Source organism: Algoriphagus namhaensis, from assembly GCF_042649705.1.
In the GTDB taxonomy this organism is placed as follows: domain Bacteria; phylum Bacteroidota; class Bacteroidia; order Cytophagales; family Cyclobacteriaceae; genus Algoriphagus; species Algoriphagus namhaensis.
Genome location: NZ_JBHRZS010000006.1, coordinates 115514 through 136257, shown reverse-complemented (window position 1 = coordinate 136257; position 20744 = coordinate 115514). Strand labels below are relative to the sequence as shown.

Annotated in this window: 13 protein-coding genes; 5 read left to right on the top strand and 8 right to left on the bottom strand. The window is 43.5% G+C overall.

All coding sequences use genetic code 11. The features are described from left to right. Positions 1–12: 12 nt before the first annotated feature. Positions 13–852, bottom strand: coding sequence for a lysophospholipid acyltransferase family protein (locus tag ACFOSV_RS04265; protein ID WP_377903734.1), 840 nt, complete (start codon positions 850–852; stop codon positions 13–15). Positions 853–976: 124 nt separating this feature from the next. Here ACFOSV_RS04265 and ACFOSV_RS04260 point away from each other — a divergent pair, with 124 nt between their 5' ends. From ACFOSV_RS04260 to ACFOSV_RS04240, 5 genes are all read left to right on the top strand, one after another. Then, entirely contained in the window at positions 977–1576 is a 600-nt protein-coding gene (locus ACFOSV_RS04260; protein ID WP_377903732.1) for a sigma-70 family RNA polymerase sigma factor, read from the top strand. 14 nt (positions 1577–1590) lie between these two features. Beyond that, positions 1591–1860 carry an anti-sigma factor gene (locus ACFOSV_RS04255; RefSeq protein ID WP_377903730.1) on the top strand — a complete coding sequence of 90 codons (270 nt, stop codon included), beginning with the start codon at positions 1591–1593 and terminating at the stop codon, positions 1858–1860. A gap of 2 nt (positions 1861–1862) precedes the next feature. Then, a complete protein-coding gene (gene gmk, locus ACFOSV_RS04250; protein ID WP_377903728.1) occupies positions 1863–2435 on the top strand; it encodes a guanylate kinase in 573 nt (190 codons plus the stop codon). A 3-nt stretch (positions 2436–2438) separates the two neighbouring features. After that, on the top strand, positions 2439–3005 hold the full coding sequence (gene nadD, locus ACFOSV_RS04245; RefSeq protein WP_377903726.1) for a nicotinate (nicotinamide) nucleotide adenylyltransferase: 567 nt from the start codon (positions 2439–2441) through the stop codon (positions 3003–3005). A 132-nt stretch (positions 3006–3137) separates the two neighbouring features. Then, complete coding sequence (locus ACFOSV_RS04240) at positions 3138–4919, top strand: glycoside hydrolase family 15 protein (RefSeq protein WP_377903724.1); 1782 nt, start codon at positions 3138–3140, stop codon at positions 4917–4919. Positions 4920–4986: 67 nt separating this feature from the next. Here ACFOSV_RS04240 and ACFOSV_RS04235 read toward each other — a convergent pair whose 3' ends face one another. From ACFOSV_RS04235 to ACFOSV_RS04205, 7 genes are all read right to left on the bottom strand, one after another. Continuing rightward, positions 4987–7161 (bottom strand): bifunctional alpha,alpha-trehalose-phosphate synthase (UDP-forming)/trehalose-phosphatase, encoded by a 2175-nt coding sequence (locus ACFOSV_RS04235; RefSeq protein ID WP_377903722.1) that lies wholly within the window; start codon positions 7159–7161, stop codon positions 4987–4989. Between the two features lie 154 nt (positions 7162–7315). Continuing rightward, positions 7316–8656: a vanadium-dependent haloperoxidase gene (locus tag ACFOSV_RS04230; protein WP_377903720.1), complete on the bottom strand. Its 1341-nt coding sequence runs from the start codon at positions 8654–8656 to the stop codon at positions 7316–7318. A gap of 121 nt (positions 8657–8777) precedes the next feature. Continuing rightward, complete coding sequence (locus tag ACFOSV_RS04225) at positions 8778–12038, bottom strand: VCBS repeat-containing protein (RefSeq protein ID WP_377903718.1); 3261 nt, start codon at positions 12036–12038, stop codon at positions 8778–8780. 3 nt (positions 12039–12041) lie between these two features. Further along, positions 12042–15347: a VCBS repeat-containing protein gene (locus ACFOSV_RS04220; protein ID WP_377903716.1), complete on the bottom strand. Its 3306-nt coding sequence runs from the start codon at positions 15345–15347 to the stop codon at positions 12042–12044. Then, positions 15344–15844 (bottom strand): hypothetical protein, encoded by a 501-nt coding sequence (locus ACFOSV_RS04215; RefSeq protein ID WP_377903714.1) that lies wholly within the window; start codon positions 15842–15844, stop codon positions 15344–15346. Before ACFOSV_RS04215 ends, ACFOSV_RS04220 begins: the two co-directional genes overlap by 4 nt. 58 nt (positions 15845–15902) lie before the next feature. Then, positions 15903–19169: a VCBS repeat-containing protein gene (locus tag ACFOSV_RS04210; RefSeq protein ID WP_377903712.1), complete on the bottom strand. Its 3267-nt coding sequence runs from the start codon at positions 19167–19169 to the stop codon at positions 15903–15905. A 90-nt stretch (positions 19170–19259) separates the two neighbouring features. Then, entirely contained in the window at positions 19260–20744 is a 1485-nt protein-coding gene (locus ACFOSV_RS04205; protein WP_377903710.1) for a RagB/SusD family nutrient uptake outer membrane protein, read from the bottom strand.

Sequence of the window (20744 nt, the reverse complement as noted above, 5' to 3'; positions counted from 1 at the left end):
ATCTTCAATAATTTATAATTTCCATCTCTTGTGACTCCAAAGGTAGAGATCGGGCTGTCTTCTGATATTTGCCTCTAACCTGCGGCAAAATTCATCGGTGATGCTGTGTTCTGGTGCTTCGTCGTAGGGAGGTTTGGCGATTTCGGTAAACTCAAATTCATAATGTCCTCTTTTGATTTTTCTCATATCCCCATAGACGCTGTGAAGCCCCATTTTTTTTGACATAAATTCTGCACCCTCAAAAAAAGCCGCTGGACGGTTTAGGAACTCTCTTTGGTATCGGTTTTCTGATCGAGGCGGTCTTTGGTCTGAGCCAAGCAAGACAATACGGGCGGACTTTCTCAAAGTGAGCATGCTCCTGCGAAACTCCTTTTTTTCTGTCACATATCCCCCAAAATGAGTCCTGATCTCATTCATTAGGCGATTGAAAAAAGGGTTATTTACTTTTAAATAAACTGTCTCTGCTTCTACTTCTGAATTAAGATTAATCCCGATTACGCCCATTTCCCAGTTAAATACATGCCCTGTCACCATCAATGTGCTAACTCCATTTTTTACGGGGTTGTCAAGTGCTGCTTGGTTGATGATTTTAAATCTTCTGTTGAATTCACTTTCAGAAATGGTCAAAAGCTTGATGGTTTCGGCAAAAAATGCATCGGTAAAGTTCCGGTAGAACTTATTCCGGATGTCTTTTCGCTCCTTGGCTGACTTTTCTGGGAATGCGTAAGCAAGGTTTTCGTCGATTACCTTTTTGCGATAGCGAATCACATATCTAGCGATGAGATAAAGGAAATCCGAAAAAAGGTATAAAACCGGCAATGGAAGCCGTGATAGCAATCGAAAGAAAAACATATTTGAATAAAGCCTGAAGAGCTAGGGATCTTGGCTCCCCGATCAGATAACAAAATAAAGGAAATCGGCTGAATTCTTTCCGATTCCTAGTTATAATTTGCCTCAATCATTACTTTTGGTTCTTATGTCAGAAGTCCAGCGTAGAAAATATTCTGAAGCAGAAAAAACCGCCATATTCGACGGAGAGTTTATGCCCCACATCGATTCGATGTACAATTTCGGGTATAGACTCACCTTCGATGAGGACGATGCCAAGGATCTCGTACAGGATACCTATCTAAAAGCCTATCGTTTTATCAACTCCTTTGAGAAGGGGACCAATGCGAAAGCCTGGCTTTTTCGGATCCTGAAAAATAGCTTTATCAACGAATACCGAAAGAAGAGCAAGCAACCTACAAAGGTAGATTATCAGGAAGTTGAAACTTATTACAACTCGGATGATGTTAACTATCAGCAGACTTCGGACCTGCGTGCAGAATCTGTTAAGGACATGCTCGGCGATGAGATCTCCAATGCACTCAATAGTCTGGCTGTAGATTTTCGTACGGTGATCATCCTTTGTGATCTGGAAGGATTTACCTACGAGGAGATGTCCAAAATCTTGGATATCCCAATCGGCACGGTGCGGTCCCGGCTGCATAGAGCGCGGAATTTATTGAAAGAAAAACTAAGAGGTTATGCTCAGGATATGGGCTACAATACCGAAGAAGAGGAGGATTTATAAAAAAACGATTACCGATGGATAAGAACGAAGAAGCATCAGAGCCGAGGAAGCTGCAGTGCAAAGACACAAGTAAGTGTTTTGAGCTGCTGGAGAGCATACTAGACGGTGAGATAAACAATTCTAAAGAAATGCTTAAGGAGAAGCTGGCCAAGTGTCAGCCCTGTTTTGAGCATTTTCATCTGGAGCAGGCCATTCGTGATGTGCTGAAGAATAAATGTACCAAACATCCACTCCCTGCAGAGCTTGCGGATTCGATTCGTAGCAAGATCCAAGAAATCAAATAATCATGTCTACTGGCAAAGCCATTATTTTTTCTGCCCCCTCAGGTTCGGGCAAGACTTCCTTGGTAAAGCATCTGATCCAGGAGATTCCCAATTTGGGTTTTTCTATATCTGCTTGTACGAGAGATCGAAGAGGCAGACACGAAGTGCATGGGAAGGATTATTATTTTTTGACACAGGAAGAATTCAAGAAAAAAATTGACGAGGACGCATTTATCGAATGGGAAGAGGTGTATGCCGGTAATTTCTACGGAACCCTTAAAGAAGAAATCCAGCGAATCTGGGATGCAGGAAAGACGGTTATATTTGATGTGGATGTCAAAGGAGGACTGGCCTTAAAGAAGTATTTTGGAGATCAGGCTTTAGCCATTTTTGTAAAAGTACCAAGCTTGGAGGTGCTGAAGGAACGACTGAGCGAGCGCGGCACGGAATCCGAGGAGTCACTTTCCAGAAGAATCTTCAAAGCCGAATTTGAATCCCAATTTGAGCCTCAGTTTGATGTGACTGTGGTTAATGATGACTTTGCCAAGGCCTCAGCTGAAGCCACTTATTTGGTAAGTGAATTTATAGCCCGATAGGTTTTGAAGATCGGCTTATTCTTCGGCTCTTTTAATCCCATTCATATCGGGCATCTGATTATTGCCAATACCATCTATGATCGAAGCGAGCTCGACCAAGTGTGGTTTGTGGTCAGTCCTCAGAATCCACTCAAAAAGCGTAAATCCCTGGTTCATGAGTTTGATCGGCTCCGAATGGTAGAGCTCGCTATTGAAGATAATTTTCATTTCCGGGCCAGCGATGTAGAGTTTGCCATGCCAAAGCCTAGCTATACCATCGATACCCTTACCTATCTGAGTGAACGCCATCCAGATCATGAGTTTAGTATTTTTTTGGGATCTGATAATTTACGTCAGCTGAAGAAATGGAAGAATTATGAGCAGATTTTGGAGCATTATACCGTGTATGTCTATCCTCGTCCTGGGCAGAAGTCGGAAATTGCGCATCCCTCGATCCGGGAAATTGAGGCTCCACTTTTAGATATTTCTGCAACATTTATCCGGGAGTCTTTTCAAAACAATCGCTCGGTGAAATATCTCCTGCCGGAGAATGTGATCGAATATATTCGGTCGAAAAAGCTGTATGAGTAAATCAAAGGAGATCTTTGATTTATAAAGAAAACCGGCTTGTAACGAATCACGCCCTTAAGTTTTTGGATAGTATAATCCCTTTTGCTTTCTTGCTTAGCGCTTAAATCTAATTTTTTAGCTAACCAACCTATTATGCAAAAACACACCTATGGCTCAGGTCTGATTGGCAATTGTGCCTATATCGCTCATGTAGAGCTAGATACAAATATCAGCTGGCTTTGTTTTCCTCGTTTCGATTCGGATTTTATATTCGGAGGAATGCTCGATCGCGAGAAAGGGGGAAAGTTTACCGTATTGCCTGAAACGGATACTTTTGAGACCACTCAGACTTATGTAGAAAATACCAATATCCTAGAAACACTCGTGAGCTATGATGAAGGGAGCTATCGCGTAACGGATTTTGCACCAAGATTCAAAAACTTTGATCGGTACTACAAGCCACTCATGCTGATAAGAAAGGTGGAGTGCGTGTCTGGCTCACCAAAAATTAAAATCAATTGCCAGCCAGTGACGGATCGAGGCGAGCGTCAATTGACGCCGAGTTTTGGAAGCAATCATATCCGCTACATGGGAATCGATCAGGAGCTTCGACTGACGAGCAATGCCCCATTGAGCTATATTCAGGATGGGAAATCATTTGGTTTACACAAGACCATTTACTTGGTTTTGACCTATGGACGACCTCTTGAAGCGCCGATAGAAACGACCTCAGAGCGTTTTTTGAAAGAAACTACGGCATACTGGCAGGCTTGGGTGAAATCCACTCACATTTATAATTTTCACCAAAAACTGGTGCTTCGTTCTGCTTTGATTCTCAAAATCCACCAATACGAGGACACGGGAGCGATCATCGCGGCATCTACCACCAGTCTTCCGGAGTCCCCCGGTAGTACCCGAAATTGGGATTACCGCTATTGCTGGATCAGAGATACGTATTACACCTTGACGGCTTTTAGCGGGATTGGTCACTTTGAGGAGTTGGAAAAGTATTTTGAGTTTATCCAAAACCTTCCCTCTGATGAAGAAGGGCGCTATCAGCCCCTGTATTCCATTACTGGAGAATCCTCTCTTGTGGAGGAAATATCTCCCCTTTACGGCTATCTAGGAAATAAGCCTGTTCGATTTGGCAATCAAGCCTATACGCACATTCAGAATGATTTGTATGGGCAGGTGTTGGTATCACTTCTTCCTTTGTATTCGGATCAGCGATTTACAGAGAGCGAGCGGAGCTCGTCTCAGCCGATGATTATGAATCTGCTTGACAAGATTGAAGAGACTATGCATGAAAAAGATGCTGGTCTTTGGGAGTTTAGAAATCTTGCGCAAGAGCATTGCTACACTTTCCTATTCCATTGGGCAGGAGCTTGTGCTGCGGCAAAGATTGGAATCCGAATGAAGAATGACACCATGTATTCCAAGGCCATTGAGCTTAGAGATCAGGCGATTAAAAAAATCGAATCCTGCTATCTTCCTGACAGAAAGGCTTATGGACAGGCCGTTGGAAGTAGCTACATGGATGCATCCACGCTACAGCTAATCACTATGGGATATTTTGGTGAAGATCTGGAGCGAGCAAATAACCACCTAAAGGCCTTGGAAGAAGATTTGTTGGCCAAGGACTTCCTGTTCTATCGCTATAAGCATATGGATGATTTTGGGGTGCCAGAGACCACCTTTTTGATCTGTGCCTTCTGGTATATCGAGGCTTTGGCTTGTGTGGGAAGAATTGATGAAGCTGTAGAAGGCTTTGGAACCTTGACCAAATACTGTAATCATCTTCAACTTTTCTCAGAAGATGTGGATCAGAAGAGCGGAAGTCAGTGGGGTAATTTTCCGCAAGCGTATTCACATGTTGGCTTGATGAACGCTGCGATTCGGATCGGGAAGAAGTTGGATCGTCCTACTTTCTTGTAAGTTTGGGAGTTTAAAGTTTAAAATGTAAAGTTTTATCCAAAGCTAGATGAGTTCCTAATTTTCACCATCAGGAACTCAACTTAGCTAGGAGATTACGTACTTGTCTAAAGGACTTGATATTGTAATTGGCGGCTGTGTAGGCATAGCCCACTCGGATGGTAAAGGAGTTTTTTGGCATAGCCTTAAATGTATCCTCATCTGTCCAGTCATCGCCGATCGCTAGTACAAAGTCGTATTCATGACCTTTCATTAAGGCGGTGGCTGCACGACCTTTGTTAATGTCTGGTCTTTTGATTTCCAAGACCATATTCCCTTCTAGAACCTGTAAATTATGACCTCGGGCCATGTATTTGAGGTGGCTGAAAAGCTCTCGCATTCTTAAGTCACCTAGGCCACTTTCCACTTTTCTATAGTGCCATACGAGTGAGTGGTGTTTTTCCTCAATAAATGCACCAGGAGTCCGTAGCACGTAGTATTCCATAATGGTACGGATATCCTCTTTCCAGCTCGAGTCCACATCGGCATAGAGCTCCCAATCGCCCTTGTTGTCGCGAGTCTTCACCCAAACGCCGTGCTCGGCAATCATGTCTACATCTTGGCCTTTAAACCATTCGCCGAGCGTGTCTTTATCTCTCCCCGAGATAATAACGATTTGGGCTTTTTTACTCAAATCCCGAATGAGTTTCTTTAATTCAGCGTCAGGTTTTGCGTCTTGAGGATTTGCTACAAATCCGGTGAGGGTGCCGTCATAATCCAAGAAAAGAACGGGTGACTTGGCTGACTTGAATTGCTTACTCATCTCAGTCATGATCTTCACATCTACATCCTTGGAGTCCAACTCAGACTGCTTCACTTTTACGTGATCCACTCGATCCATAAAGACCTTAACCCACTGGAAAACATCGTATTTTTTGAGGCTCTCCTGCATGGATTTGATTCGATATTTTTGTTCCTCCTCAGGCATAGATAAAGCACTGAAAATAGCATCAACTACTCCCTGCCGATCATTTGGATTGACTAGAATAGCATCTTGCAATTCCTTTGATGCTCCAGCCATTTCGGACAAAACCAGAACTCCGGTTTGATCGGTTTTGCTGGCTACATATTCCTTGCACACGAGATTCATTCCATCCCTCAGCGGAGTGACTAGAGCGATATCCGACATGCTGTAAAAGGCGCTCAATTCTTCAAAAGGAAAGCTTCTGTAGAAGTAATGAATAGGAACCCAATTCAATGTGGAGTATTCAGAGTTAATTCGACCCACGAGTGTATCGATTTCCTCCTTAAGTTCTTTGTAAGACTGCACTTTGTCCCGACTAGGAACCACAATCATCAACATGGAAACTTTGCCATGTAATTCCTTATGCTGTTTGAGCAATTGGTCGAAGACTTCAATTCGCTGTGGAATTCCTTTGGAGTAATCCAGTCTATCGATAGTCAGGAGCATTTTCTGGTCACCGACCTGCTTTCTGAATTCCTTGACGATATTTTGGGTTTTTCTGCTTTTGGCCTGCTTCGCAAACTTGTCGTAATCGATTCCCATCGGAAAAGAATCCACATTGATGATTCTATTTTCAGCCTGTATGTAGCCGCTCTCATTGGATAGACCAGTGATTCTTCCCACAGCACTTAGGAAGTGGCGCATGTCATCGTAAGTATGGAAACCAATCAAATCCGCCCCACAAATTCCTTCGAGCAATTGTTTTCGCCAAGGGATCATTCGAATGATCTCGTAGGATGGGAAAGGGATATGTTGAAAAAAGGCAATCGTTGCGTTTGGAAGGGCCTCGCGCAGCATTTGAGGCAAAAGAAGCAGTTGGTAGTCATGCACCCAGATAGTGTCTTCAGGACCTGCTTTTTTTAGTATGGCATCGCAAAACTTGCGATTGACTCTCTTGTAGGCCTCCCAGTGGTCTGGGTTGTAGACCATGTACTGGGTAAAGTAGTGAAATGCCGGCCACAGTGTTTCGTTGCTAAATCCCTCATAAAACTCCTCAACGTCTGCCTTAGAAAGAAAGACCGGAGCCATTTTTAAATCATGAAGTTCGAGGATGATTTCTGCACGCTGTTCGGGATCATCTACCGTGTTGCCTGGCCAACCAATCCAAATATTTTCGCCTTCCTTATAAATGGACCCAAGGCCTGTGGCAAGTCCTCCGGCGCTAGGCTTGAATTCAAATTTTCCGTTGCGATGTCGTAAGCTAATTGGGAGTCGATTGGAAACAATAATGGTTTTTGACATAGGTTTTGATTTAAAAAAGCGAGTGTCTTTCGTGTTTTTTTGAGATGAAAAAAGATACTCAATCTTGATGGTTAATAAAATTTATTCGGTACAAACGGGACATGCCATCCTAGTTTTTCCATAAAAAAAGGCAGCCCTGAGGCCACCTTTGTGATTAGTTGCTTGCTAGATTTTTCGGTTTGGTACTGATTCTATTCGAGATCAATTCACCGATTTGACGACCTTGGATTACTCCATCTTCGATGGCAGGTAAGTAGTGAATTCCACCGTAATATCGACTGATGGCAGCTTCTTCTGCGGCTTGGCTAAAAGAATCAAATTCCCGAATGGGCAAGCCATAGTCTACTTCTGAGCTATCTACTAAATGAAATTCATCCCCAAAAAGCTCAGCAAGAATGTAAGCAGAAGCAGCGGAGGCTACTGAATGTCCACTGGTGTGCTCTGGAAACGGCGGTGTTTGCAGAGTGGGCACCCATTCTTCGTCTATGTATTGATTGATAAAGGTCTCAGGTCGGACGAGCTTACTTCGATATTTTTCATCCCAGCAGGAGATAAATGCTTCATTTAATGCGATACCGGTCATAGCAAAAGCTTCAGCCGTTCCTTTCCAATCAGTACCAGCCGCCTTGGAAGCGATGGCTGCAATACTCATCCAATGTCCTCCCGGAGTGATTTTTTTTGTAGCGAACATCACATGTCCTTTCACATTCATCTTATATGGGTTACAATCCCAGAAAAGGGCAATCTCCTTTTGTTCTTCATTCGCCTCATTACCAGCTGTGTACACTTCCATGGCTAGCTCGTAAAACTTTGAATTAGGATCAGTGCTGTATGGTGGTGGTGGAGATGGCTTAAACTGAGCCGCCGAATCCAGTACGAAAGTTCTGATTTTATTCCAATGTGGCTCTATCCCTTCCATATAGGCAGGAGGAGTGGGCTCCCATGTGCCAGGCTCATTGGTTACGGTATACTTTGGAAAAGATCGGCTTTGGTGGTAGTTATCCTCTTTGGAGTAGGCTATTATCGCCGCTGCTACTTCGTCTCCAAATGCTAAAGATGCTTCAAAAACATCGTCTGGAATTCCTTTTTCCAGAAGGGTCTCAAACGTCATGTCACGATGTTCATTCATCATATCCTCTGAGAAGATCAAGCTTGTCCCAACCTTGTAATAAGCAGCCAAAGCTGCAAGCGGTGGGTAAACTTTATCTGAAACTTTAAATTCTACATTTTCTGAACCTCGCAATTGGCCCATAAGTGAGGCATAAGCTGGATCCGTAGCGGCAGCAACTTCGTAGGCCCCGAGAGAGGCATAGGAGTAGATTCGCGCGGCTACTGGGGGTGAAAATATATCGTGGATAATGACCTGAGTGATCCGGTCCTGTGCTTCATTAAGGTAATGACCATCCGTGATGACTGCTGAATAATCTACTGGCTCCTGACAACTAGCCAAAACCCAAAAGGGGACTAATAGTAGAAGAAATTTTAATCGTTGCATAAATAAATTTTGGGGTGCTAAGGAAGGACAAATATACTAAATATGAGTCCCTTACTCAAGTTTGGTATACGTGTGATAGATTGATCTGTTTTTTTTAAAAGGGTAAAAAATATATCTGAGGTCACTTTTTTGGCAATAGGAGTGGGCTATCATTGTGTTGGATGATCAAGATCATTTCTTTGTTTCCTACCGATAGTTTTTTCAAGGATCGAATTTCCGCTTGAAGTGGAATAGACAGGAGTTCTTTTTCGCTAGTCCATTCTCCATCAGCATATTTCAAGGCCTGATAAGCCATGGCTTTGTGGTGCCCTAAATCCACTCGAAAACCGGAAAGATTGCCTCCCAATAGTAGGGTTTGGTTGTTTTCGTCCCAAAGCAGACTGTTGATAGGGGCGAGTTGGGCGGCTATTGGGAAAACTGAAAAGGCAAATGAACCATCTGACTGCTGAAAATAGACACCTGATCGGAATTCATATGCAGGCAGTTTTCTTGCCCTCTCAAGATCTTCAATCGCAAACAGATCTTCTGGTGCTGAAATTTGCGCATAGGAAGCATAGGTGGTGTGTTTACGCTTCACTTCAGGAATCTGCTTGATCAAGTCATCCCTGCTCACAAAGGGTACGAGCTTGGCACCCATGTGATGAAAGATGATTGGATCGTTTTGGCCATTCTCATCAAAATCCCCATGATATAGCCAGGCTGGCCTGTCTTGTGAGGCTTTGAGTTTTGAATTTTGTCCTAGATTTCCCGTAGCGATATCGATCAAACCATCTCCGTTGAAGTCTGCAAGCTCTAGTGATTGAATCCAGCTGGCGGATTTTTCGAGTCCCTTGGGTCGCATCTCCACCAAACGCTGGTTCTGCGATTTTTCGAAAATGCGTATGCCTTGCCAATCTCCAGTCAAGATCAATTCTTTTTGGCCATTTCCGGTCAGATCGTACCAAGTCGCGGAATTGATCATACCGAATTCGATTTCTTCGGAAAACCAATTTTTGGTGCCATCTACAAACTTTCCTGATCCTTGATTCAACAATAAATAGCTTTTCGGGCTGGCTCCATAATCACCTGATACCACAGATACTCCAACGAAAATATCCAAATCTCCATCCCCATCCAGATCATGAATGGCCACTGTGGAGGTGTTCTCACCTAGTGGAGGGAGTGAGTTTGGCGAAAACTTAAAATTCCCGAGCCCGTCGCCAAAGTACACACGGTCAAAATTGAAGAGATGGCCGGATTGGAGTTCATTTCCTCCGCTTCCCACATAGAGGTCAAGATGCCCATCTTGGTTCAAATCAGCAAAAGCAGCCGTAACATCCTCTGCCTTGGCGAGCTGCTCAAAAATTGGGTTTGACTTTGGACTAAAATTCCCAGTCTCATCCTGAATGAGAAGGGTAGCTGCTTGGTCTTTGGCTCCGCCCAAATAAATGTCTTCATCTCCATCTCCATCCACGTCTCCAATGGCCACTGCAGGACCTAGGTTGGCAAAGCTTCGCGGGATTAAATACTCCCGATCCCAAGGATCGAAATCTGAATTTTCTTGATGACTCCAAGGAAGAGTGATCGCACTGGTCAGCGCTGGAATAGACTGGCCAGATGCTCTGTGAATTTTCCCTGATCCCTCTTCGAGCAAAAGGGTAGTGTTCACAGAATCAGCAAAGTATACTTCGGGGTAATTGGAGTTCCAGCTTACTAAAATAGAGTCGATATTCCTGATTTGGCCTAAGCCAAAAAGTAGTTCAGCAGGTCCGCCAGATTGGAACCCCCGACTGCTTGAGAGTCTTTGGGAATATTGGTTTCCTTCGCCAAATATGCTGACTTTCGCTCCTAGTGCAAAAACGTTTTGAGCACCGGAATTTAGTCGAATTTTAAGATAGTTGTTACCGGATTTCTCGCTATGATTTTCATAGATAAAAGCGGGTTGATCTAGATTATTGAGAATCAAATCCAAGTCCCCGTCATTGTCTAAATCGGCGTAAGTCGAGCCGTTGGAAAAGCTTTCTTGGCCTAATCCCCAACTTTTCGAAACGTCCTCAAATTTAAGATTCCCAAGGTTTCGGTAGGTGAAATTCGGAAGCTTCATGTTAGGAAGCATTTTGATCTGTTGATCTCTCAATTCCTCCATGCTGAGCGTACCCGGAGCATCTTGGCTGTATTGGATAAAGTCCAAATCGTTTGGTCTTTTCACAATTCCATTGGTGATATGGATGTCTTTGTGACCATCATTGTCCAGGTCGGCGAGTAGGGGAGACCAACTCCAGTCTGTGGCCTCGACTCCTGCTAGAAAGGCTATTTCAGAAAAGCCATTTGCGCCTTGATTCAGCTGCAAATTGTTTCGAACGTATTGATCGGTGTAGCCGAACGTCTTTTTGATATCATAGACCTCCTGCTTATCTTCTCCCACAGACTTCATCCAGATTTCTGGATTTTGTGGGAGCATATCTGTGGTGAAAATTTCTGGAAGTCCATCATTATTGAGGTCTCCAGCATCATTTCCCATGCTGTATCTGCTGGTGTTGGCAATTAGTGACTCAAGAGATTCTGTAAAAGTACCATCCTTTTGGTTGAGGTAGAGATAGTCGTTTTCGGTAAAGTCGTTAGACACATAAATGTCTAGCCAGCCGTCTTGATTGAAATCTTCAATACTCACCCCGAGGCCAAAACCCAATACTGAGGAATAAATCCCAGCGGATCCGGTTACATCTTCAAAGCCTCGCTCACCCTGTGCAGCTTTGTTTCTGAAGAGCTTATCTCCTTTGGGATCGGGCTTGGTACGCATTTCTGACTCCGCAAATACCTCAGGGGATTTTACAGAGTGATTGAGTAAGTACAAGTCCAAATCACCGTCTTTGTCATAATCAAAAAATACCGCATGCGTGCTTAGGCCTTCAAAATCTACCCCATAATAAGGCGCCAAATCCAGAAAGGTGTTATCGCCCTGGTTGATGTAGAGCCGGTTTTTCCCTTCCAGTCCTTTGTAGCCAGCTACTTGGCAAACATAAATATCCAAAAGGCCGTCGCCGTTTACATCAGCTGTGGTGACTCCTGTGGACCAGCTGCCTTTGGATGTCAATCCCGCGGATTCGGTGATTTTTGAAAACTTAAAATCGCCTTCATTGAGGTACAGTTCATTGGAGACTTGATTTCCTGTAAAAAAAAGATCAATAAGTCCATCATTGTTGAAATCTGCCGCCGCTACGCCCCCACCATTGTAAAAATAGAGGTACTCCAAAATATTGAATTCAGGAGTGCTGACGAGGTTATTCTCAAAGTCAATCCCTGTTTTTTCGAATGGCAGCAGTTCAAAGAGTGTAGGATCCTCTTTTTTTGCGCATGAAAAAAGAATGAAGGTAAGGCCAAGAAAGGCGGTAAATCGCTTCATGGATTAGTTAATTTTCCAGATTTCTGCCTTCGCATCATTTTTTACTACCAAAAGTCGCTTGCTCCCTAAGGTGGTAATCTCCCTTACATCGCCTGATAAAAACATCCCGTGCGAATTATTTGGCCAGTACTGAAATGATCCGGTCCCATCTCCAAGGAAAACTTCACCGAAACTCGCGTCATATTTTCCAACCTCAGGTTTAGCTTTTGCCAGATTGCCACCAAGAATCAGATCTTCATGCCCATCTGAATTCAGATCCAGAACTGAAATAGCAAATATCCAGGACTTTTGAGCCATTCTTGGCAGCTTATTCCAAGTGTAGCTGCCCTTGCCATCGCTGAGTAATACCCCTGTTGCTAACTCCTCAGCCTCTTTTACGATGGATTGATTTAGGACCTCTTCGGGGAAGATGTCATTCAGGGTCTGATTGTTGTAATTACTGTATTTGAGATATTTTTTCTTGATGCCAGGTACCTGTTTTTCCAATTCATGTTTCAAGGTGTAAGGAATTTGGACTCCATCTACTACTTGCACGGTGATGTGTTCGATTGCACCATTCCGATCAAAGTCATTGACATGCATCCAAATAGGCCGCTCAGCAGAGGCCTTAAATCGGGTGTTTTCTCCATGATTTCCTAGAACAAAGTCTGGAAACCCATCCTCATTAAAGTCTCCTACTTCTATACTTCTGAACCAACCTTTCAATTCATCTAATTCAGGAGTTTCGATGAGCTCTAGTCCAGAGGCTGAATTTCTGAAAAATGCGGGTGCATCCCATTCTCTAAGGACGACGAGATCTTCTTTCTGATCCAAATCCCAGTCTACAGCTATTGCAGCCGTCACTAGACCAAAATCACGAAATGCAGGCGCAAGATTACTGCTTTGCTCAGTGAAATTTCCTGCTCCATCATTGATCCAAAGAAAGGAAGAGGCTGGAGCACCATAAACGAAAGGAACCAAACGCCCTCCAACAAATAGGTCTTGAGCGCCATCTTGATTTACATCGAGTACCACCACAGTGGAGGAACTACCCCGTAGGTTAGCAAAGCCAGGTTGTTCGCTTTTCACAAAACCTCCATGTCCGTTATTTAGATACAGTCTATCAGCCAAATCCAAGGCATTAAGAGGAGATTCATTTCCACCAGAGGTGACAAAAAGATCTAAATTTCCATCCCCATTTGCGTCAAAGAAAATAGCGTCAGTGTCTTCTGAATCCTTGTCTGCTTCAAAAACTGATGTGCGAAGAGGTCTAAACTCTCCGGAGGCATTTTGAATGAAAAGCTGTCCTTCAAAGCCCTTTGCACCACCAAAAAAGAGATCTTCAAACCCATCATTATTGAAGTCGGCCTTGGCCAATGCAGGACCTTCAGTAGAGTACATATGATACGTGAGGCGATCCCTGTCGAAGTCCACCACGGTGTTTTCTTGGTGTATAAAATCTAAGGAAGGGTTTGGGTCTTTAGTGAAAAAACTACCAGACTTGTCCGCAAAGAAGGATGGCTCACCGGCGAAAGGTTGTGCATTGGACTCTTGAACAGTAAGAATCCCATCCATGCTTGGATTGGCGATTTCAGACAATTTCCCGCTAGGCCAAAGGACTTTTACAGCCATAATTTCGGTAGTTTGACCAAGTCCGAAAAAGACTCTAGGATCCACAGAGGATTGGAATCCACGGTTTGGCATTTGCTCCGCGTAGAGAGTATCTGTGTCCGTAATCACCTGGATCTGAGATCCAATCCCTGACGTGTTCTGACCCTCTCCGATAAGGCTTATTTGAAGACTGTGAAAATTTGTTTGTAGGGTTTTACTCAGATTTTTGAATAGCAGCACCTCGCTATTCACATTGTTCACTACTAAATCCAGGCTGCCGTCATTATCTAGATCACCATAAGCAGCACCATTAGAGTGAATCGGTTCACCCAATCCCCAATCGCTGGCTTTATTGACGAAATTTAAATCTCCCAGATTTTTGAAAGCGTAATTAGAAACTGGATTCACAGGAATCGGATCGATCAATGCGCGATAATCCACACCTTCCTCCGAGATGATTTTCATTTTTGTTTCATCATCGTCGATGAAATTCAAATAATCCAAGTCGGTAATGTCTTGATAGATTCCATTTGCGACAAAGAGGTCTCTTTTACCATCATTATCCATGTCAAAAATCAATGCACCCCAGCTCCAGTCGGTGGCTTCCACATTGGCTAGTCGGCCAAGCTCACTGAAGGTTCCATTTCCATTGTTGATATGGAGCATGTTTCGGCTAAACTGATAATGGTAGCCGTGGGTCTTATTGAATTGAAATTTATCCCAATTCTCAAATGTGGTGACTTGCTTCAGGCGCGTTTGAGGTTCGGGGAGCATATCTGTCACAAAAATATCGAGATACCCATCACCATTGATATCGGCTATGTCTGCTCCCATAGATGCCGCGCTGATGGATCGCATGGATGATTCCAAGGACTCTGTAAACGTCCCGTCTTGATTATTGATGTAGAGATAGTCTTTTTCAAAAAAATCATTGGAAATAAAGATATCTGGCCAGCTATCCAGATTGACATCACCAATGGTGATTCCCAAACCAAAACCGATTAGACTTCCATAAATACCCGCCTCCTCACTCACATCGACGAATTTTCCGTTTTGGTTTTGGAAGAGTTTATCTCCTCCCACAGGGTCTCTCACCGGTCTCTCATTCTGCATTTTATTGAAAGTCCCTATGGCTTGGTAGCTATTGTTAAGTAAGTAGACGTCGAGGTCCCCGTCCTTGTCATAGTCAAAAAAGACGGCATGCGTACTGAATCCCTGATCTGCCAAGCCATATTCCTCAGCCATCTCCACGAATGTTCCATCACCTTGATTGATGAATAGCTCATTCTGCTTGTTATCTCCCGAAATATCCCCAGAGTTACAAACATAAATATCCAGAAGTTGGTCGCCGTTCACATCAGCCATGGCTACACCTGTACTCCAGGCTCGAGTTCCGCCAACTTCCGCTGATTCCGTCACATCTTCAAATTGTAGGTTTCCCTTGTTTAAAAAGAGCTTATTGGCGCCCATGTTTGCTGTCAAATAAACATCCAAGAGTCCGTCTCCATTGACGTCACCCAATGCCACCCCACCGCCGTTGTAGTAATTTCTATAAGTGAAAATATTGAACTCCTGGCTGAAGGTCAGGTCATTTGAAAAGGCGAGGCCTGATTCTTTGGAATCAATTTTTTGGAACAAAGGAGGGGCTTGAGGTTCTTCCTTTTTTGCGCAAGCGAAAAAAATCAACAATCCCAGAACTATGAATACTGACTTTTTCATGAAGGCTTATTGGATTGAAGTTTTTTGTGAAGCGGAAGATCTACGATTTCTGCCCGAACTACGGAAAGGTGTTTTTTGAAAATACGGATGCGTCGATTGCCATCTACTTTGACCCAAGCTTTTTTCGTTTCATCTCGGTCGCTGACTTCGATAAAGCCTTCTCCATACCAGTCTTCGAAAAGCTCGACAACATCTGCCAAAAGATGGTCGGCGTCCAGTTCTTCGTTCCAAGGTGCCCAAGATTCATAGGTGAATTCAACGGGCATTAGGTAGATTTTCTGCTCTTCCCATTTTGGGAAAAAGCGCATAAAACTTCGATTACCTGACGGCATTTCGGTTCGGTATTCTACAGAAAGCTCAGAAGGACCGTTCGTAAGAATACCATGACTATTCATTTCCCAACAAGCCTCATAAAACTCCTTCTGAGTCATCCCGAGTTCGAGACCTAGGAAAAGCGTATTTTCCACCTTACCTGAGGATAATTCTCGCTCCTCCATTTTTTGGTATTCTGATTTGCAGGAGACTAAAAGCAAGATTGCTAGACCCGCGATTAGATTACTTTTTAATTTCAAATTCCAGTACTTCATCGTCATTTCTAAATACCAGCAGTCGTGTGCCGGAAGTTGAATTTATTTGTACAATATCCCTTGTTTCTCCAGGTATGAAAAGGCCACTCTGAGTTAAGGATAGATTCTTCCAAATTTTACCATCTGTGGTTTTCAGCAGACCACCATAGCTCCCCATTTGAGTTCCCATTTCGGGTTTGATTTTGGATTGATTTCCACCATAAACAAGAAGGGGATAGGCATCATTGGGTGTTGAGATGGCCGCGATGGCAAATACTGGAGACATCTGTAAATCTATGGGTAGAGTGACGGATTCAAATACTCCATCGCCTTGATTTAGCCATAGCGAAGTCGCCAATGTATTTGCTCGTAAAGTTAAAGATTTTGACAACAAATCTGGCTCAAATAGGTCCGCTAAACTTTTGTTTTTGTAGGTCTCATAAGTGAGGAGTTGCTTGCGCAAAGAAGGGATTTGTTTCAAAAGTGTGCTTTTCAAAACCAGTGCAATAGAATTGTTATTTATCCGTTGAGTGAGTATAGGATCCAATGCTCCGTTTTGATCAAAATCATTAATGAAAAGCTCCAGTGGCGTATCGGGCGAAGTTCGGATGCGTGAGTTAAGCCCCCAGTTACCTCCTAGGATATCTGGCTTTCCATCGGAGTTAATATCCTGGACCAACAGTCTTTGCCATAATCCTTCAGTCTGGTTAAAGCCAAATTCCTGAGTTCGCTCTTGCCATTGTGAATCGGTAATGGTAAAGATCCGAATTGGCATCCATTCACCACAAATGATCAACTCAACCTTTCCATCTTGATCTAGGTCAGCGAGCGCCCCATCTGTAATCATCCCTACGGCGTTGTTAGCCCCCAAATACTTGTTGCTTTGATCTGTAAAATTGGCTTTACCATCATTGATCCAAACCGACAATGGTGCAGGGATACCATATTCAAAGGGTAGGGCACGCGAGCCGACAATTAAGTCTTGATCACCGTCTTTGTCCAAATCCAAGTCGAGGATAAAAGAAGTGGGGTTTGGCGAAAAACTTGAAGGAATTTTGGTGAAGTGACCATTTCCTTGATTCAGGTAAAGTCTATCTCGATAGATGGAATTATAATTGCCATACTCTATGCCACCGCTTCCTACGATCAAATCTAACTGTCCATCGCCAGTGGCATCGAAGAAATGGGCGATGACATCCTCTGAGAGACTATCTTCGACGAAGGTTTCTCTCAACACCGACTCGAAGTCTCCCTTGGCATTTTGAATCCAAAGCTCTGATGAATATCCCCTAGCTCCAGGCAAGAAAAAGTCAACTCTTCCATCAGAATTCACATCTGCTTTGGCTACCCTGGGTCCTTCATTGCTGATCATCCAAAAGCGGAGTCGATCTCTATCAAAATCTATAAAGTCGCTTTCCTGATGAAGGATATCGTAGTCCGTTTGCCTAATATTAAATAGGGGCTCTGCTAGGTTTGGATTTTTGGTTTGTTGTTTCGCTTCCTTAGGATTCGGGACAAGCCTTTGGTTTGCAGGGATCTGATAGCTTTTTGAAACAGTTCCATTCGGCCAAAAGATCTCAAGAGAATCAATCTGAGTATCAGAGCCTAGGCCAAAATGGACAATAGGGGAAACACTGGAGAGATAGCCTTTGACTGGCTGATATTCCTGGTATTGCATCCTATCGCCGAGATAGAGTTTTACTTTTGCGCCAAAGGCGCTACCCAAGTCAAGCTGTAGAAAATTACCAATGCCAAGCTCTCGGGAATTGTTTTTATAAATCGCAGCGTAACCATTTTGGTTATTTATGACTAGGTCGAGATCACCATCATTGTCCAAGTCTCCATAAGCTGAACCAGTGCTAAAAGTCAACTGATCTAAACCAAAGGAAGCTGCCTTATTTTCAAAATCCCAATTGCCCTTGTTTTGAAACCAATAGTTGGCCAAAGGCTGGGAGGGAAACTGATCAATCATGGTAGTTAGGAGCAGGGAGTCTTCCTTTAATTTGGCTACATCTTCGGATTGATCCGTATAAAAGTCTACAAAGTCGAAATCAGTCAGATCCTTGACGATTCCATTAGCCACAAAGATATCCTTCAGCCCGTCGTTGTTGCCATCAAAGATCAATGCTCCCCAGCTCCAGTCAGTAGCATCTGTTTGTGTAAAGCGTGAAATCTCTGAGAAAACTGGAAGGGTTGAGTTTGAAGGATTACCGAGATTTCGCTGAAGTGTGTTTCTGGTAAATTGCCAATGATAGCCTGCTTTTACATTCGCTTGTTGCTTATCCCAGTCTTCAAATGGTGTTTTGGTCTTAATGCGTTCCCAGTCTCTGGGAAGCATTTCAGTGACGAAGATTTCTGGCTTGGCGTCATTGTCTAGATCTGCAATATCAGCACCCATGGATCCTAAGCTTATTTCTGGGAGCATTTGGGTGAGTGATTCCGTAAAAGTCCCATCCTGATTGTTGATGTAAATGTAATCCCGCTCAAAAAAATCATTGGACACGTAAAGATCTGGCCATGAGTCATCGTTGAGATCTGCAACAGTGACACCGAGTCCATATCCAATACTACTTCCGTATATGCCTGCCGATTCGCTTACATCTGTAAAGGTTTCACCATCATTTCTGAATAGCTTATTCCCTCCATCGGGATCTCGCGTTTCACGCTGTCCTTCTCGAAGGTCATAAATACCGACAGATCGTCCGGAGTTACTCAGTAGATACATATCGAGGTCTCCATCCTTATCAAAATCAAAAAATACGGCATGTTGAGAAAGGCCTTCCTCGGCCAATCCATATTTCTCAGCTTCCTCGGAAAAGGTTGAGTTTCCCTGATTAATAAAAAGCTCATTCTTGCGTCTTTCGCCTCCAGGAGGTCCAGACTTGCAGACATAAATATCAAGAAGGTCATCTTGATTGATATCAGCCATGCTAACGCCAGTGGACCAAACGCCTAGGGAATTAAGACCTGCTGACTCGGTTATGTCTTCAAATTGTAGATTTCCCTTATTAAGGTAAAGCCGATTTGAGGTTTGATTTCCTGTAAAAAAAATATCAATCAGGCCATCTTGATTGATGTCTCCTAGCGCAACTCCGGCACCATTATAAAAATTTCTGAATGTGTAAGGATTGACCTGCTCGGTATAGTTCAGGTCATTACGAAAGTCAATCCCTGTTTTTTCATTGGGCAGGAGGTCCCAGAGAAGGGGAGCTTCTTTTACTGGTCCTTTGCAGGCACCAAGGAATCCAAGAATCATGAAAATTGAGCTGATTTTGACTCTCATGGTAGGGATAAAAAAAGGAAGTGCACAAATGTACACTTCCTTTCCTTAAAATTTATTTTACTATTAATAACCTGGGTTCTGTACCAAGTTAGGGTTAGCATTGATTTGTGGCAATGGAATTGGGAACAAAGCTCTGAATGGCTCTGATTGTCCTTTTTCCCACCATGGTTGATTCCACTTTCCAAATCGGATCATGTCCGTTCTTCTGCTCGCTTCAGCAAACATTTCCTTGCCTCTTTCATCATAGATGTCGTCCAAAGTAACAGCAGATAAAGCTGGAAGATTAGCTCTAGATCTGATCATGTTTACCATTGTAAGTGCAGTACCAGCGTCACCTGTACGAAGTGCAGCCTCAGCTTTCACAAGAATGATATCACCAAGTCTAAGAAGTGGATAGTCGTTGCTTAAGCTCGAACCAGCTCCTGAGGCAAACTCATACTTACCTACCCGAACGCCTGCTTGTCTATACGCACCTGGAGCAAGTTCATTGATCTCTGGAGTGAAAGTCAATGGCTGACCATCAGGATCATTAGCTTCAGCGGAGATGTCATTAAGTCTAGTTCCATCTGATGCAAACTGAGGGCCTACCAAGAAGCTGCCTTTTCTCACGTCTTCGTCATCAAAAGAATTGTAGAACTCCTCTAGTGAAGCATAACCATTCCATGGCTGCTCCTGAAGATCAAATGTATTTTGACTTAGGTAGTGAAGAGTCATTTGCGCAAGGTTGAAACCACCCGCATTGTTCTCGTCATAAGGAAGAGTGAAGATGTTTTCAGTAGATCCACCGTTTCTTGTCGCAAAATTGTTGAAGAAGTTTGAGGACAAAGAATATGGACCGGACATTACTACATCTGCAGCTGCTTCTGCATCTGCCCATCTTGCCGTACCTGTATAGATTTCAGCATTTAGATAAAGCTTAGCAAGGATCGCATGAGCAGAATAGAAGTTGATCGTAGTCTTTGAATCTACCTGTGGAAGAAGCGCAGCATTATCCAAAATAGAACTTTCGATAAAGGCAAATACCTCTGCTCTGCTGTTGTTCGTTGGATTTCCACCGCTTGACTGCTCAGTGATAATCGGAACATTACCGAAAGAGTCAATCAACCATAGGTAAACAAAAGCTCTCAGAATCTTCAATTCAGCATTCAATGCTGGAAGATCAGGGTACTGAATCAACAAGTTGTTGATTTCACCGACTGCTGAGAAACAATAGTTCCAAGAGTTATTGAAAGATTCTTCAGAAGCATTCCAAGTATGTCTGTGCATTCTGAGCCACTGACCACCATCTTCCCAGTCAGCACCTTTCTGTGGAATAGCCATCTCGTCAGACGCTACTTCATTGATGGACCAGATACTGTTATGTCCACCCCAGCTACCCACTATTCGCGAATAAGCTGACGCTTTCAATACGTCAATCAAAACTGGGTTATCACTATTCGCCACATCTTCAGCAGTTACTCCATCGAGCACCTCCTGATCCAACTCCCAGCAGGATGCAAGCATCACGACTGGTACCAGTAGACAGATTTTTTTAATTGATTTAAACAT

Coding starts and splice junctions, on each gene's coding strand:
- ACFOSV_RS04265 (WP_377903734.1), bottom strand. CDS start 852: ATGTTTTTCTTTCGATTGCTATCACGGCTTCCATTGCCGGTTTTATAC.
- ACFOSV_RS04260 (WP_377903732.1), top strand. CDS start 977: ATGTCAGAAGTCCAGCGTAGAAAATATTCTGAAGCAGAAAAAACCGCC.
- ACFOSV_RS04255 (WP_377903730.1), top strand. CDS start 1,591: ATGGATAAGAACGAAGAAGCATCAGAGCCGAGGAAGCTGCAGTGCAAA.
- gmk (WP_377903728.1), top strand. CDS start 1,863: ATGTCTACTGGCAAAGCCATTATTTTTTCTGCCCCCTCAGGTTCGGGC.
- ACFOSV_RS04240 (WP_377903724.1), top strand. CDS start 3,138: ATGCAAAAACACACCTATGGCTCAGGTCTGATTGGCAATTGTGCCTAT.
- ACFOSV_RS04235 (WP_377903722.1), bottom strand. CDS start 7,161: ATGTCAAAAACCATTATTGTTTCCAATCGACTCCCAATTAGCTTACGA.
- ACFOSV_RS04230 (WP_377903720.1), bottom strand. CDS start 8,656: ATGCAACGATTAAAATTTCTTCTACTATTAGTCCCCTTTTGGGTTTTG.
- ACFOSV_RS04225 (WP_377903718.1), bottom strand. CDS start 12,038: ATGAAGCGATTTACCGCCTTTCTTGGCCTTACCTTCATTCTTTTTTCA.
- ACFOSV_RS04220 (WP_377903716.1), bottom strand. CDS start 15,347: ATGAAAAAGTCAGTATTCATAGTTCTGGGATTGTTGATTTTTTTCGCT.
- ACFOSV_RS04215 (WP_377903714.1), bottom strand. CDS start 15,844: ATGGAGGAGCGAGAATTATCCTCAGGTAAGGTGGAAAATACGCTTTTC.
- ACFOSV_RS04210 (WP_377903712.1), bottom strand. CDS start 19,169: ATGATTCTTGGATTCCTTGGTGCCTGCAAAGGACCAGTAAAAGAAGCT.
- ACFOSV_RS04205 (WP_377903710.1), bottom strand. CDS start 20,744: ATGTTTAAATCAATTAAAAAAATCTGTCTACTGGTACCAGTCGTGATG.